At 49.0% G+C, this 14,870-nt stretch carries 14 protein-coding genes; 2 read left to right on the top strand and 12 right to left on the bottom strand.

The window, feature by feature from the left end; translation table 11 throughout:
- Positions 1–297: 297 nt before the first annotated feature.
- The 4 genes from asd to leuC all read right to left on the bottom strand — a co-directional run bounded on the left by asd (position 298) and on the right by leuC (position 4,841).
- Positions 298–1,413, bottom strand: a complete 1,116-nt coding sequence (gene asd / locus F566_RS0120145; protein WP_020408839.1) for an aspartate-semialdehyde dehydrogenase — start codon at positions 1,411–1,413, stop codon at positions 298–300.
- A gap of 158 nt (positions 1,414–1,571) precedes the next feature.
- Positions 1,572–2,672, bottom strand: a complete 1,101-nt coding sequence (gene leuB, locus F566_RS0120140) for a 3-isopropylmalate dehydrogenase (RefSeq protein WP_020408838.1) — start codon at positions 2,670–2,672, stop codon at positions 1,572–1,574.
- A gap of 84 nt (positions 2,673–2,756) precedes the next feature.
- Entirely contained in the window at positions 2,757–3,404 is a 648-nt protein-coding gene (leuD, locus tag F566_RS0120135; RefSeq protein WP_020408837.1) for a 3-isopropylmalate dehydratase small subunit, read from the bottom strand.
- 21 nt (positions 3,405–3,425) lie between these two features.
- Positions 3,426–4,841 (bottom strand): 3-isopropylmalate dehydratase large subunit, encoded by a 1,416-nt coding sequence (gene leuC / locus F566_RS0120130; RefSeq protein WP_020408836.1) that lies wholly within the window; start codon positions 4,839–4,841, stop codon positions 3,426–3,428.
- 122 nt (positions 4,842–4,963) lie between these two features.
- Between leuC and F566_RS0120125 the strand changes: the two genes are divergently transcribed.
- Entirely contained in the window at positions 4,964–5,824 is an 861-nt protein-coding gene (locus F566_RS0120125) for a LysR family transcriptional regulator (RefSeq protein WP_020408835.1), read from the top strand.
- Positions 5,825–5,893: 69 nt separating this feature from the next.
- On the opposite strand, the gene F566_RS0120120 is transcribed toward F566_RS0120125, so the two are convergent.
- The 8 genes from F566_RS0120120 to F566_RS0120085 all read right to left on the bottom strand — a co-directional run bounded on the left by F566_RS0120120 (position 5,894) and on the right by F566_RS0120085 (position 13,642).
- Positions 5,894–7,018 carry an MFS transporter gene (locus F566_RS0120120; RefSeq protein WP_083921140.1) on the bottom strand — a complete coding sequence of 375 codons (1,125 nt, stop codon included), beginning with the start codon at positions 7,016–7,018 and terminating at the stop codon, positions 5,894–5,896.
- Between the two features lie 61 nt (positions 7,019–7,079).
- The gene (gene aroC / locus F566_RS0120115; protein ID WP_020408833.1) at positions 7,080–8,180 is read right to left on the bottom strand and encodes a chorismate synthase; all 1,101 of its coding nucleotides are present in this window, start codon (positions 8,178–8,180) and stop codon (positions 7,080–7,082) included.
- Between the two features lie 57 nt (positions 8,181–8,237).
- Positions 8,238–9,167, bottom strand: coding sequence for a 50S ribosomal protein L3 N(5)-glutamine methyltransferase (gene prmB / locus F566_RS0120110; protein ID WP_020408832.1), 930 nt, complete (start codon positions 9,165–9,167; stop codon positions 8,238–8,240).
- Between the two features lie 72 nt (positions 9,168–9,239).
- Positions 9,240–10,334 (bottom strand): patatin-like phospholipase family protein, encoded by a 1,095-nt coding sequence (locus F566_RS0120105; RefSeq protein ID WP_020408831.1) that lies wholly within the window; start codon positions 10,332–10,334, stop codon positions 9,240–9,242.
- 85 nt (positions 10,335–10,419) lie between these two features.
- Positions 10,420–11,304, bottom strand: a complete 885-nt coding sequence (locus tag F566_RS0120100; RefSeq protein WP_020408830.1) for a DUF4892 domain-containing protein — start codon at positions 11,302–11,304, stop codon at positions 10,420–10,422.
- Positions 11,305–11,360: 56 nt separating this feature from the next.
- Positions 11,361–12,209, bottom strand: a complete 849-nt coding sequence (locus tag F566_RS0120095) for an alpha/beta hydrolase (RefSeq protein WP_157496938.1) — start codon at positions 12,207–12,209, stop codon at positions 11,361–11,363.
- A gap of 59 nt (positions 12,210–12,268) precedes the next feature.
- Positions 12,269–13,057 (bottom strand): TatD family hydrolase, encoded by a 789-nt coding sequence (locus F566_RS0120090; RefSeq protein WP_020408828.1) that lies wholly within the window; start codon positions 13,055–13,057, stop codon positions 12,269–12,271.
- A 234-nt stretch (positions 13,058–13,291) separates the two neighbouring features.
- Positions 13,292–13,642 carry a PilZ domain-containing protein gene (locus F566_RS0120085; protein WP_020408827.1) on the bottom strand — a complete coding sequence of 117 codons (351 nt, stop codon included), beginning with the start codon at positions 13,640–13,642 and terminating at the stop codon, positions 13,292–13,294.
- Positions 13,643–13,899: 257 nt separating this feature from the next.
- Here F566_RS0120085 and F566_RS0120080 point away from each other — a divergent pair, with 257 nt between their 5' ends.
- Positions 13,900–14,820: a metal ABC transporter solute-binding protein, Zn/Mn family gene (locus F566_RS0120080; RefSeq protein WP_020408826.1), complete on the top strand. Its 921-nt coding sequence runs from the start codon at positions 13,900–13,902 to the stop codon at positions 14,818–14,820.
- Positions 14,821–14,870: the final 50 nt, after the last annotated feature.

The raw sequence follows: 14,870 nt of genomic DNA, 5'->3' as shown, positions 1-14,870 counted from the left end.
TGACAAATTTCAGACAACTTTTCGCCAGACTCTGTGTCTAATCAATAACTTTAGACCAGTGTTGGCAAGAGACCAAAGACACTCTTGTTAAAATCTGAAACGCAACATTTCACCCGCTTACAACTGGCAAAAAGTCAGTACCACTTCACCTACCCAAAACACCTCTATGGCCACTGACACGACATATCCTCAGCAACCCTATCCCCCAAAAAAGAAAAACCCCTTCACCAGGAAGAGGTTTTCTCCAATCCCACCAACGGGATCATCTTTGGCACCAACTGCGTCTATTCAACTCAATCAGAGAGTACCCAGCAGAATGCCCAGCGTTCTGCGCAGAGGCTCTGCAGCCCCCCATAGCAACTGATCACCTACAGTAAAGGCGCCCAGATACTCCGATCCCATACTCAATTTACGCAGACGACCCACGGGTATTTCCAGACTTCCATTTACCCGTGTTGGAGAAAGCTCGCGCATGGTGACATCCCGGTCGTTAGGAATCAAGCGTACCCAATCATTTGCGGTGGCGATAATGCCTTCTAACTCATTCAAAGGCACATCTTTATTCAATTTGATCGTCATTGCCTGACTGTGGCAGCGCATGGCTCCAATGCGAACACAGAGACCATCAATAGGAACCGGCGTTTCTTCACGTCCCAGAATTTTATTGGCCTCAGCCTGCGCCTTCCACTCCTCACGACTCTGACCTGAAGGCATCGCTTTATCGATCCAAGGAATCAGACTACCTGCCAAAGGCACGCCAAACTGATCTGTTGGGAATCCTTCAGAACGCATGGTCTCAGCAACCTTACGATCGATCTCGATTATGGAACTGGCGGGATCAGCAAGCGGATCTAGGACCGCATCGTGAATTGATCCCATCTGCGAAATCAACTCCCTCATGTTCTGCGCACCAGCGCCAGAAGCTGCCTGATATGTCATCGGACTGACCCACTCGACCAGATTCTCCCGGAACAATCCGCCTAGCGCCATCAACATCAGACTGACCGTGCAGTTTCCACCAACAAAATCTTTGCGCCCCTGATCTATTGCCTGCTCCATAACACTACGGTTAACCGGATCAAGAACGATAACAGACTGATCAGCCATACGTAGCGCGGAAGCCGCATCTATCCAATAGCCCTGCCAGCCACTATCGCGCAGTTTGGGATATACAGCATTGGTATAATCCCCACCCTGACAGGTGATGATAATGTCCATCTCAGACAATTCATCAATGCTCTTGGCATCTTTCAGCGGAGGCGCAGCCTTGCCCACATTCGGCGCTGGCAGCCCCAACTGGGACGTGGTGAAGAAAATAGGCTCGATGTGCGTAAAATCCCCTTCTTCGATCATACGCTGCATCAACACAGAGCCCACCATGCCCCGCCAACCTACAAAACCTACCTTCTTCATTCCTAATCTACCTCTGTTTATCTGATCTACTTTTAATTGCCGGTCACCCCGGCATGAATTTCTATACCTTAATCATTCCAACATCCGGGACGGACACATCTGCCCATCCCGCCTCATTCTTACAGGACATATGCGCTCAACGCCCTGTCGAATACGGCTCAAGCTTTCAAGGCTGCCATGACCGCATCCCCCATTTCCACGGTGGATACGACACTCACATTGCCGGCCCCGGCGATGTCAGGTGTCCTTAATCCTTGATCAAGAACCTTGCCGACAGCCCCTTCGATGGCCGCTGCACTTGACTCTGAGCCAACTGAATAGCGTAACATCATCGCTACTGAAAGAATAGTTGCCAGCGGATTGGCTTTGCCCTGCCCCGCGATATCCGGCGCCGAACCATGGCACGGCTCATACATACCAAAACCAGCGGAATTCAAAGAGGCTGACGGCAGCATACCGATAGATCCAGTTAGCATTGCAGCCTCATCAGACAGGATGTCGCCAAACATGTTGCCCGTCACCATGACGTCGAACTGTTTGGGCGCTTTCACCAATTGCATGGCAGCATTATCAACGTACATATGGGTCAGCTCTACGTCCGGATAGTCTTTTGCCAGTTCCTCCATGATGTCACGCCATAACACAGTCACCTCCAGGACATTAGCCTTATCCACAGAGCAAACTTTCTTGTTTCGCTTCATGGCCGACTCGAAAGCCACCTGGCCGATACGACGAATTTCACTCTCGCTGTAGACATAAGTGTTATATCCCTGACGCTCTCCTTGAGGGAACGCTTCTGTCGCTTCCAGAGTTCTGACACCGCGCGGCTGACCAAAATAGATCCCTCCGGTGAGCTCTCTCACAATCAAAATGTCTAAACCGGCCACGATTTCTGGCTTGAGACTGGAGGCCTCTGCAAGCTGAGGATAAAGAATAGCGGGACGCAGATTGGCAAACAGCTCAAGATTACTCCGCAACCCGAGAAGACCTTTCTCAGGACGGATGGCCATATCCAATTTATCCCATTTGGGACCGCCGACCGCTCCCAATAAAATGGCAGCGGAATCACGGGCAACAGCCAGCGTCTCCTCAGTCAATGGAACACCATTGGCATCGATGGAGGCACCTCCCACCAAACCTTCTACCAGGGTCAGCCCCAAACCGAATTGCTCATTAACCAACTCAAGAACTTTTCTGGCCTCGGCCACAATTTCCGGACCAATGCCATCACCCGGCAATATCAGTATCTGTTTTGACATATCCACCCTCAAAAACTCGTTATTAGAAGCGCGAACTTACGTGAGAGAAAAGTTCGCGCCTCCACAAAATTCATTTCCAGAAAACTATCTCACGCCAAGAAACAGCCAAGGTGCCGCTTCTCGTCTTTTTTCTTCGTATTCTTTAATCGCTTCAGCATCTTCCAGAGTAACACCAATTTCATCGAGGCCATTCAGCAGGCAGTGCTGACGAAACTCATCAACGTCAAATGCGTATTCTGTTCCATCCGGCTTCACAACCACTTTCCGCTCTAGATTAACGGTTAACTGATAACCTTCACTTGCAAAGGTTTCCGCAAATAGGGAATCAACTACTTCCTCTTCTAAAACAATAGGTAATATCCCATTCTTAAAGCAATTATTGAAGAATATATCCGCAAAACTTGGAGCAATAACCGCCCTAAAACCATAGTCATCCAGCGCCCAAGGAGCATGTTCGCGACTGGAGCCGCAACCGAAATTACGTCGCGCCAGGAGTATACTCGCTCCCTGATATCTTGGCTGATTCAAAACAAAATCAGGATTAAGCGGACGGTTACTGCAGTCCTGATCCGGCTTGCCTTCATCGAGATAGCGCAGTTCATCAAACAGGTTTGGCCCAAACCCGGAACGCTTGATGGATTTCAAAAACTGCTTTGGAATAATCATGTCGGTATCGACATTGGCGCGATCCATGGGTGCGACAACACCAGTTTCAGTCACAAACTTTTTCATACTCAATTCTTCCCCTGGTGGTTAAACCAAATCCCGTACGTCAACGAAATGCCCAAACACTGCAGCGGCTGCCGCCATCGCAGGACTTACCAGATGAGTTCTCCCTCCGAACCCCTGACGCCCTTCAAAATTCCGATTTGAAGTGGAAGCGCAATGCTCTCCCTGCCCCAATTTATCAGCGTTCATGGCAAGACACATGGAACATCCGGGCTCACGCCACTCCAATCCAGCCTCGATAAAAACCTTATCCAGACCTTCACGCTCGGCTTGCTCTTTCACCAGTCCGGAGCCAGGGACGACCAACGCCTGCTTGAGAGTTGCAGCAACTTTACGCCCCTTCACGATAGCTGCCGCTTCACGCAGATCCTCTATTCGGGAATTGGTACAAGAGCCGATAAAAACGCGATCAAGCTTGATATCTTTTACCGACATATCGGCACTTAACCCCATGTAGTCAAGAGCTCGCTGGATTCCTTCAGAACCTTGCGCGTCAGTGGAGTTTTGCGGATTAGGCACATTGCTGTCGATACTGATCACCATTTCCGGCGAAGTGCCCCAGGTCACCTGCGGCGCGATCGAGGAACCATCTATTTCCACCACCTTGTCGAATACAGCATCATCATCACTCTTCAAGTCCTGCCATGCTGCAACCGCCCGCTCCCAGTTTTCACCTTCAGGGGCATAGGGCCGCCCTTTCACATACTCAATAGTCTTATCATCTACTGCCACCAGACCCGCTCTGGCACCCGCCTCAATAGCCATATTGCAGATCGTCATACGACCTTCCATGGACAAAGACTCTATGGCTTCACCGGCAAACTCCATTGCATACCCCGTACCGCCGGCCGTCCCTATTTCTCCGATGACAGCCAATATAATATCCTTAGCGTAAACACCCGGCTGCAGAGTACCATTCACTTTGATCAGGAGATTCTTCATCTTCTTCTGAACCAGACACTGAGTGGCCAGCACATGCTCAACTTCCGAAGTGCCGATGCCGTGCGCCAGCGCAGCAAAGGCGCCATGCGTACTGGTATGAGAGTCACCACAGACGATCGTCATGCCCGGCAAGGTAGCTCCCTGCTCGGGCCCTATAACATGGACGATTCCCTGCCGTTTATCGAGCATTTTGAACTCGACAATTCCAAACTCGTCACAATTTTCGTCCAATGTCTGAACCTGAATTCTTGACACAGGGTCCTCTATCCCGGACACACCGGAAGATCTTTCAGTGGTAGGCACATTATGATCAGGCGTCGCCAGGTTGGCATCGACGCGCCATGGCTTTCTACCCGCCAGACGAAGCCCTTCAAACGCCTGCGGAGAAGTTACTTCATGCAACAGTTGGCGATCAATATAGATCAACGCACTGCCGTCATCACGCTGCTTGACCAAGTGCGCGTCCCAGAGTTTGTCATACAGGGTTTTACCTGGCATTTTCGTCACCTCATCAGGGTATTTTTCGTTGTAGAGTTATTCACTGGTATCCATTGTATTTTTCCAACTACAATAAAACCAATTCATTCTTTTCATATTTTCTATAAATTTTTGGAATTCCAATGGATCTTGTTGATCTCAAAACTTTTATCAAAGTCGCGGAAACCGGTTCTTTCTCGGCAGCCGCGGAACAAATGCATGTGACTCAGCCGGCGGTATCCAAACGCCTCGCCAATCTGGAACAGACTTTTTCCACCCCTCTCATTGAACGACTCCCAAGAAACGCCCGACTGACCGAAGCCGGAAAACTTTTAAAAGTCAGAGCTGAGCATATTATCCGCGAGGTCGAAAACACCCAGACCCTGATTCAGAATCTTCACGAAAATGTTGGCGGCACCTTGAGCATCGCCACCAGCCATCACATTGGATTGCACCGCCTTCCTGAACAGATTCGACGCTTTGTCAGGGACTATCCGGATGTGGACTTTGATCTTCGATTCCTGGCTTCTGAAGAAGCCGAGCAAGCGGTACTGAATGGGGATGTCGAAGCCGCCTTGATGACTCTGCCGGACACACAGAATCCATTACTGCACTATCACCCACTATGGCAGGATGACCTGAAGTTTGTAGTGTCGAACGAGCACCCACTGAGCTCACGGCCGCACCCCAAACTGGAAGATCTGACGTGTTACAGGGCTATTTTACCCGCTACGCACACCATCACCTTTCAGAAAATCTCAACAATATTCCAACAGCACCAATTACAGCTTCGCTCTTCGATACCGACCAACTACCTGGAGACAATTAAAATGATGGTATCCGTCGGTCTGGGGTGGTCAGTTCTGCCGGAATCGATGCTGGATAACAGTCTTTGCTTACTGGAAATCAATCAACCATTGAAAAGAGAGCTGGGCGTGATTCATGATAATCGCCGAACCCTCAGCAAAGCCGCCAGGGCTTTTCTGAACCAAGTCAATCGGTAATGCCAGAATCAAAAAGCCCGGCAGCAAATCCTTGCGGTGACATCCAATACTTGAATTCAGTATCGGAACTCAGCGCCAGAACTGGTTAAGCCTGGGCCAGGCTACCAACAATAGCGCTGTAGCAACAGCAGACACCACTCCTGCCACGATAAATGCCAGAGATATGTTGAACTGCTCTGCCAACATACCGCTGGCAAAGGCACCAAGAGAGCCGCCCGCACCAAAGCTCACCGCACTATACATCGCCTGGGCCTGGCTAGCGTGCTCTTGCTTGAAGCAGCGATGCACCATCTCGATAGAAGAAGCATGAAGACCTCCAAAGCTGGCAGCATGCAGCAACTGCAGCGCAATCAGCATTAATGCACTGGTAGCCCCAAAAGCAATCCCAAACCAGCGAAATGTCGTGAGCAACAGGCAGATCAACATAATAGATCGGAGAGAGAAGCGCTCAATCAGGGCATGCATCTTGACGAACAACAACACTTCCGCCAGCACTCCTAATCCCCAGAGAGCACCGATCGTGACCATATCGTAGCCCAGATTACTCAAATAAATACTCAGGAAGGTGTAATAAGGCCCAAATGATAACTGGACCAAAAATGCCGTGATAAAAAACACCACCACCTCAGGACGGCCAGCGGCGTGAAGAAATTTACGGAATGAACCATGCCCTTGCTTCCCTGGCTGATGAGCCACAACCCATGAAGTCAGAAAAATCCCACATAGAAAGAACAACAACCAATAGGGCAGCCACTGAATAGTGAAGTAGTCGAAAAACAGGCCTAGTACAGACACTGACGCAATAAAACCGACCGACCCCCAGAGCCGAATTCGACTGTATTGACTCCTCTCCGCCCCTAAATTATGGAGTGTGATAACTTCCCATTGCGGGAGTACGGCATTCCAGAAGCAACTAAACAACACCAGAAAAAGAGCGTGCCACCAAAATCCATGAAACAGCAGAAAACCCAGAAAGAATATCGCTGCAGCGAGACTACCAAAACGAATCAGGGCTAATTGCCGACCCGTTTTATCTGCCACCCATCCCCAGAAGTTGGGTGCCGCCAACTTGGTCAGCATGATGATCGACATGAGTTGCCCCACTTCGGCAGCGCCATACCCTGTTCCTTTGAGATAAACAGGCAGATAAGGCGCAATTCCCCCAACCAGAGCAAAGTAGAAAAAGTAGAAAATGGACAGCTTCCAGGGAGCGTCCCGTCCAGAGTTGTCTATGGGGCGATGGCTGTCGATCAGACTACCCCCGCTTCGCAGCCTCTATATCAGGCGTATCAACTCTAACATCCCCATTCTGGGCACGATGGCGCAGGAAATGATCCATCAACACCAGCGCCATCATCGCTTCGGCAATGGGGGTGGCACGAATGCCCACACATGGATCATGACGACCTTTAGTGACCACCTCAACCGTGTTGCCATGAACATCAATGGACTGCCCGGGCAAATGCAGACTGGAAGTCGGCTTAAGCGCCATGTGAGCTACGATTTCCTGCCCACTGGAAATGCCACCGAGAATGCCTCCAGCATTGTTGGATAGAAACCCTTCAGGGGTCAGCTCATCTCTATGCTGAGTTCCCTTTTGTTCAACACTGTCAAAGCCTGCACCAATCTCAACACCTTTTACGGCGTTAATACTCATGAGAGCATGCGCCAATTCAGCATCCAGACGATCAAAAATAGGCTCGCCAAGACCTGGAGGAACTCCCTGGGCAACGACCGAGATCTTCGCGCCAATGGAATCACCCTCTTTGCGCAAAGCGTCCATGTATGCGGACATTTCTTCAATTTTATCAGCGTCGGGACAGAAAAAAGGATTATCGTTCACGATCGACCAATCCACTTTGTCGATTTTTATCGGTCCCAACTGGGAAAGATACCCTCTAATCACAACGCCTTTGGAGGCCAGGAACTTCTTGGCAATCGCACCAGCAGCCACTCGCATGGCGGTTTCTCTGGCTGAGCTTCTGCCACCGCCACGATAGTCCCGGATACCGTATTTATGCCAGTAGGTATAGTCAGCATGAGCCGGGCGAAACTGATCTTTGATGTTGCCATAGTCTTTCGACTTCTGATCCGTATTCTCTATCAGGAGACCGATTGGCGTCCCTGTGGTTTTGCCCTCAAAGACACCGGAAAGAATTCTGACCTGATCCGGTTCCTTGCGCTGAGTCGTGTGTCTGGAGGTGCCTGGCTTGCGACGATCCAGATCAATCTGCAAATCAGCTTCTGTCAGATCCAGCCCGGGAGGACAACCATCCACAATACAGCCCAGCGCAATACCGTGACTCTCACCGAAGGTCGTGACGGAAAAAAGCTTACCAAAAGTGTTACCAGACATAGACTTACATCACTTTATTAATAAATTTTTTAATTACTGCGGCACTAACTTCACAAACTAATTCAAACCAGCAGCTTCTTTAAACTCGACCTGGTGTTCCATCAGTTGATCTTTTGTCAGAACAAACACCCCATGCCCGCCATGCTCAAACTCCGGGCAAATGAACAGCACATCCGGGAACTGCTCAAACAAGGCCTCGATACTGTTACCAACCTCGCATATCAGAATACCACCTTCATTCAGATAATCCGCAGCAGTTGCCAGTATTCTTTTCGTTGCATCAAGCCCGTCACTCCCCGACTCCAATCCCAACTTGGGCTCATGCAGGAACTCCGGAGGCAATGACTGCATATCAGGAAGATCCACATAGGGAGGGTTGGTTAGGATAACGTCAAAGGAGCCTTCTACTTGATCAAACAAATCAGATTTTATGACGCTCACTCGATCGCCCATCTGATGACGGGTAATATTTTCCTTGGCAATATCAATGGCCGAGTCAGAAATATCACTTAAAACCACTTCCGACTCTTCGAACACATAGGCACCTGCAATGCCAATGCAACCACTACCACAACAGAGGTCGAGCATACGTTCGGGATAGATATCCCCAAGCCAGGGCTGGAGTTCATCAGTCAACATTTCCGCCAACGGAGACCGAGGTATCAGAACATCCGGTGTCACCTTGAAAGGCAACCCCATAAACCATGCTTCTCCAAGAATGTAAGCCGTCGGCTCGCGATCAACCACTCTCCGTCTCAGCGCCGTAACAAGCTGCTCTTTTTCAACATCAGTCAGCTTGGCATTCAACAAAGAGGGACTCACATCCCAAGGCAGATACAATACACCCGTGACCAGATGGACAGCCTCATCCCAAGCATTGTCTGTTCCGTGTCCATAGAAAAGCCCTGCTTCCCGAAACCTGGAATAGGCATATCTCAAATAGTCCTGAATGGTTACCAGGGGGGCTAGCGTTTTAGCGTCGAACACAGATGAGCTCCAAAGAAAAGGCGGTATTATAGGGAGTTTGATTACTATTTTCTAACACTCAACCGGAGGATGCTACAGTTGACGATAGGGGCTTCCGTTTCCGTTTTCAAAATCATCCAGGGTTTTTGTCGTAATTTCCCTGCCGATTTGAATAAGCTCAGGCGCTTTATGGTAGTCGAAGCTCAAACATACATGCTTGGGTATATTGACGAGAATGTCAGGTGGATAGCCAGCCAGTTTGTACTGAGTCAAAGAGCTCTGCATTGCTTCAAATGCCATGTTCATCGCATCAAACTTGCCGAGAGTCAGCACTCTTTCTTTCCTGGACTCGCCTTTGTCGACATTGCCGGCCTGCTTTGATTCCTCGGAAGTCTTGCTTTCATTCGCCGACTTTTCTTTTTCAGACGCGGCTTTTCCGGGATCTTCCGTTTCCTGCAGTTGAAGCACTTCCGATAGTTTATCCTTGGCGTCCCGGTCAAATATCTGCGCAGCCTTTTGCCAGACCTGCCCCATCCAATCCTCAAAACTCCGGTCACTGCGAACATCTGCTGTATCGTAATAACGTTCGTCAATCTTGGCATCATAGAAACTGAGGTTTGCAGCCACAATCAAATCTGCATGTGAAGCAATAGTGGGAATGATCGGCAGCGGATTGAGAAGCCCGCCATCGACCAACACACGGCCTTTTATGACCTCAGGAGTCAGTAGGCTAGGGATCGCCACCGACGCCCTGATCGCCTGCCTCAGCAAGCCTTCCTGAAACCAGATTTCTTTATGATGGAGCAGATCGGTAGCTACCGCAGTGTAATCAATAGACAGATCTTCAATCTTCGTATCACCAATTAAATCACGAACGATCGAAAACACTTTCTCACCCCGTATAGCGCCGGGAGAGGAAAATGAAACATCCAGCAAACGAAGAATATCGAATCGATCCAGCCCGGTGGCCCAATCCTTGAATTCACTTAATTTCCCTGCGGCATAAATTCCACCGACCAAAGCTCCCATAGAACAACCGGAAAGCGCAACGATGTCGTAACCCCTTTCTTCAAGAACCTCGATTACCCCCACATGGGCATATCCTCGCGCTCCACCACTACCCAAAACCAGAGCAACCGTTTTCCCGTTTTTCTTACCTTGTCCGGAACCGGATTTATCGACACTCATTGACCTACTCCATGCACCCTGGCAGAAGCCTTTTCTGTCCCTTGCCGTTGCCTACTATATCCACCGAGCCCAATACCACAGCGGTCTAGTCTGCCTCAACGGCATATATCCGAATAAAAACCTTATGCTCGTCAAACAAAGCAGACGGAGCAAATGGGCCAACCGCCACCACATTGATAGAAGATTCAGGTACTGCCTGCCTGGTCAAATACAACTGCATGGTTCGACCTTGATTTCGTGCTTCTTCAAGGTTTTTCAGCTCAGAAGCATTTGCCTGGTTACTATAGGCAACAATGACCAGTTGAGGATCCTGTAAAGCAGATCTGACATCACTTAGCCAGGAATCCAGCTTATCATTCAGCGCTCGCGCCTCAGAAATCTCACTGGCCGGCACAAACAAATAACGGCCAACTTCACCTTCCTCATCGCCATAGGACTCTTCCAGCTCAACCATTTCAAGATGCGCATACACCCGCTGGTTTCCCCGTCTGATTGAGTAAATTACAGCCACATAGGGTTTTTCATCAATGGACAGGCTGGCGACTGTGTAATATTGGTAGCGATCATGGCCATAGAGAATTCTCTCGGAGAATATCTCATTGGCCCAGTCATTACTGCGACCACAATCCCGCCCTTCGCAGCGAAACAAGATATTGGCATTATAGTCAGCGATCTGTGAGAGATAGTGCTCCATTACCTCCCGGGGACTGTGAACCCGGGGAACTTCATAGGTCACTATTGTCACCTTTCCCTTGATAATCTTTTCCTGCTCCGCCCTAACAATCGCCCCTACACTGGATAGACGGCCGGTGACAAGACGATATTCAGGTAACACCTGCTGACGACTTTCAACCACCTTTGAAAAAGGAAAGGACTGCAGCGGCACCGACACATTTTCCGCGACTGCCGACGCCATTGCGATCACCCCCAAAATCAACACACACACTTTCATACCGATGGTTGCCGCCATTACTTTTTCCCTATGCGCTGCCTGACTAAAGATTCAGTGGCCTGATGACCATGTAACTATTTCTGTATAAAAGATACGATTTCCCTCGCCAGATGAGCCACATCACCATCCATATGCATGTGGTGCCCCCCCTCAACCAGGACCTTTTTGGCATGACTGACACACCTCAATCGAGAATTGCTTTCAGGATCCAGGGAAATAATACCGTTTGATGCTGCTACTAATAATGTAGGCAAATTTATAGCACTTAAATAGTTTTCAACTTGTGGTTCAGTAAACCGCAGAAAGGATGGCCACCGCAATCTGGAATCCGTCTTCCACACCCAGCCCTGCTTGTCTGCCACCAAGTTACGCCTGACAAGCGCCTCTGCAGCTTGATGAGTAATCCCTCCAAAGCCCCGAGAACGATCTTCCACTGCTTTTTCGATACTGTAATAAGGACGCTTTTTCGCAGAAGGGTTTAAGGCTCTGTTTAGCGCTCTTTTAATGTTTTCACCAGTCCTCTCCGCTGGATCCGCCATGGGACCCAACGCCTCCATCAAAACCAGTTTCGACAAAGACTCTCCTGCTGCCGAGGCATACAATGATGACACAACCGCGCCCAGCGAATGCCCAAGAAGAACTGGGCGATGCCACTCCAGCACCTCAATTGCCTGGCCAACCTCCCTGATATAATCCACCAGGTGATAACTGGAACCGGACGGTCTGTGCTGCGAATTACCGTGCCCCGGCAAATCAAGAGCAATAATATCGCAACCCGCCTCAGCCAGCTTTGGCGCAAGAAAGGTATAGGATGCTGCATTATCCAGCCATCCATGCAAAGCCAGCACCCTGACAGGATTACCTTCCCCCCAGCGCAATCCACCCAGCTTGATATCCGGGAGCTGTAATGATATTTCCTTCAACGTTGCACCTCTCACATTCTCCTTGCGATCAACCTCAGGAAAGAACTCTTCTCCAGGGGTCAGGTTGCGGGCAAGTTAAACAAGGTTCTGAAATTATTCGTAGTTACCCGGCTCAACTCTTCAAGACTTACCCCTTTAAGATCTGCGACACACTGGGCCACCTCAACCACCCATTTTGGCTGATTACTCTTACCACGATAAGGAACCGGCGCAAGGTAGGGGCTATCCGTTTCCACCAGAATACGATCAAGAGGCATATTCCTGACTACATCCCGAAGCGGCCCAGCATTTCGGAAAGTAATGATGCCTGAAAACGATATGTAAAACCCTTCATCGATCGCCGCCTCTGCCATTTCAAGAGACTCTGTAAAACAATGCAACACACCCGAGAGCCCTTTGGGTGTGTATCGACGAATAAGCTCCAGAGTATCCTCGCGGGCTTCCCGGGTGTGAACAATAACAGGCTTGCCAACTTCACATGCGACCGCCAGTTGCTTTTCAAATAAGGATTTCTGATTGGGGGCAGTTTCTGCATCATAGTAATAATCCAGGCCACACTCACCAACGGCAATCACTTTGTCACTGGATAAAGCCAACTCTTTCAGATGTGAAGAGTCAAGATCTTCAGCTTTCATCTTTGCCAACGGGTGAATTCCAGCGGAGCACCAGACATCCTCGTGCTGCTCAGCAATGCTCAATACATCCTTGAAATTATCAAGATCAATATCCACACACAGAAAGCCTGAAACGCCACGAGCTCTAGCCTGGTCAAGAGCTGTTTCCAGACTGCCTTCAGCTTCAGTCAGATCTATTCTATCCAGATGACAATGGGAATCGATTAACGACATGATTAACTCAACACACTTCAAGAGATTTTTACCAGAAAAACACCATGTTATACGCCTGGAGAGTATTAAGAAACGAACTCCGGCATATTGATTTTCAAACGTGCAACAAGACTACACTTTTCTGGACTGACCGGGAGCTTCAATCCCCCCGATTCAAGCGGACAAGTAATTTCCTGCATCAGCGGCATATAAGTAAATTCCGCCAGCGCAGGAATACACGATATTTGGAATATTTTACATGGTATGCGTGGGACGATCTGAACTCAGAGCACCGGCAAGATAAGTTTCAATCTTATTTCTGGCGGTTTCATCTTCACCATTAAACTGAACCCCGATCCCGGCAGCCCGGTTTCCCTGAGCCCCCTTTGGTGTGACCCACACCACTTTACCAGCAACAGGGATTTTCTCCGGCTCATCCATCAGGTTCAGCAACAGGAAGACTTCATCCCCCAACTGATAGGATTTGGCTGTCGGAATAAAAAGACCGCCATTTTTAACGAAGGGCATATAGGCCGCGTAAAGTACTGCCTTATCTTTAATCGTGAGGGTTAATATTCCGCTACGGGCTCCGAATTTTGGAGGCATAGGTCCGGTTTCCTTAGAGTTACTTCCACAGACATTCTGTTGAGCAAAAAAATATTATGACCCACAAAATCAGGGTCTGTTTTTTACTTTAAATAGACACACTTAGTGTAGTTTATTCTGACAGGGATAAAAGTCTAGGCTTTCCTCAAATCTCTAACGATGTATAATATGTTATGTTATAACCTTTCAATCTCACACAAAACTCGAGAATCCTCTAGCCCCATATGCCGACAACTAAACCAATACAAGCAATGATAGTGATCCTGTCACTTTTGTCAGCACTCGCCCCAACCTCACACGCCCGTGCGGAAGAGCCAGTAAAAATCCTGACATCCATAAAGCCTCTGGCACTTATTATCGAGGAAGCGTTCGGGGAGATCGTCTCTGTAGATTATCTTTTACCGCCTCAGGCCAGCCCACACCATTACTCACTAAAACCCAGCGACCTGAGAAAATTGAATCAGGCAGAATTATTTGTCTGGGTTGGCCCAGGGCTCGAAAACTTTGTGTCAGGGATACTAAAAAACAGACCCTCGGAATCTACACTGAGTCTACTCGAAGCGATGGAACTTTCATCGCCAAACCTGCTGATTCATCTAGATGAATCAGAAAGACACAGCCACGGACACCAAGAAGTGTCCGTCCACTCAGAAAGTGCTCACGCAGAGGATAACAACAGCGAGCACGCCATTGACCCTCACTTATGGTTGAGCCGTAGCATCGCAGTTGCCGCTGCCCAGGCGGTTGGATCGTACCTTACTGAGCATGGTAACGATTCAGAAGCTGTATTGGGCGCCATTGGCACCTTTGCAGAAAATTTAACCGCCGCTACCCAGGACTCAGGAAAAGTAGACGACCTTCACCTGATCACTTATCACAATGCTTTCGCTTATCTTGCCGTGGATCTCAAACTGATCATTACCGACGTGGTTACCCCTCAGACAGATGTCAATCCTGGAGCACGACACATTGTGCAACTGAGTGAAAAAACACACTCTCAGCAAACCTGCGTCATTGTTGAGCCACAATTTAACAGTGGATTAGTGGACAAAATTTTTAGACAGAAAGGCGCTCACATTATCGAGGTGGACCCCATGGCAGGTGAACACTCAAGCTATACGGAGTTTTTTAATACCTTATTAAAGCAATTGATTGCCTGCCGCTCGCAGATATCCTGAACCAAAAAAGCAGTAACTTTTCAGCTACTGCTTTTTTTTACAAACTCGAG

This window comes from Hahella ganghwensis DSM 17046 (genome assembly GCF_000376785.1).
Classification (GTDB): domain Bacteria; phylum Pseudomonadota; class Gammaproteobacteria; order Pseudomonadales; family Oleiphilaceae; genus Hahella; species Hahella ganghwensis.
Note: the sequence above shows the minus strand (reverse complement) of the source record. Positions and strands in the feature narration are given on the sequence as shown.

What these genes read in the sequence shown, in the direction of transcription:
- asd (WP_020408839.1), bottom strand. Translation starts at nt 1,413, where the DNA reads ATGAAGAAGGTAGGTTTTGTAGGTTGGCGGGGCATGGTGGGCTCTGTG.
- leuB (WP_020408838.1), bottom strand. Translation starts at nt 2,672, where the DNA reads ATGTCAAAACAGATACTGATATTGCCGGGTGATGGCATTGGTCCGGAA.
- leuD (WP_020408837.1), bottom strand. Translation starts at nt 3,404, where the DNA reads ATGAAAAAGTTTGTGACTGAAACTGGTGTTGTCGCACCCATGGATCGC.
- leuC (WP_020408836.1), bottom strand. Translation starts at nt 4,841, where the DNA reads ATGCCAGGTAAAACCCTGTATGACAAACTCTGGGACGCGCACTTGGTC.
- F566_RS0120125 (WP_020408835.1), top strand. Translation starts at nt 4,964, where the DNA reads ATGGATCTTGTTGATCTCAAAACTTTTATCAAAGTCGCGGAAACCGGT.
- aroC (WP_020408833.1), bottom strand. Translation starts at nt 8,180, where the DNA reads ATGTCTGGTAACACTTTTGGTAAGCTTTTTTCCGTCACGACCTTCGGT.
- F566_RS0120105 (WP_020408831.1), bottom strand. Translation starts at nt 10,334, where the DNA reads ATGAGTGTCGATAAATCCGGTTCCGGACAAGGTAAGAAAAACGGGAAA.
- F566_RS0120100 (WP_020408830.1), bottom strand. Translation starts at nt 11,304, where the DNA reads ATGGCGGCAACCATCGGTATGAAAGTGTGTGTGTTGATTTTGGGGGTG.
- F566_RS0120090 (WP_020408828.1), bottom strand. Translation starts at nt 13,057, where the DNA reads ATGTCGTTAATCGATTCCCATTGTCATCTGGATAGAATAGATCTGACT.
- F566_RS0120085 (WP_020408827.1), bottom strand. Translation starts at nt 13,642, where the DNA reads ATGCCTCCAAAATTCGGAGCCCGTAGCGGAATATTAACCCTCACGATT.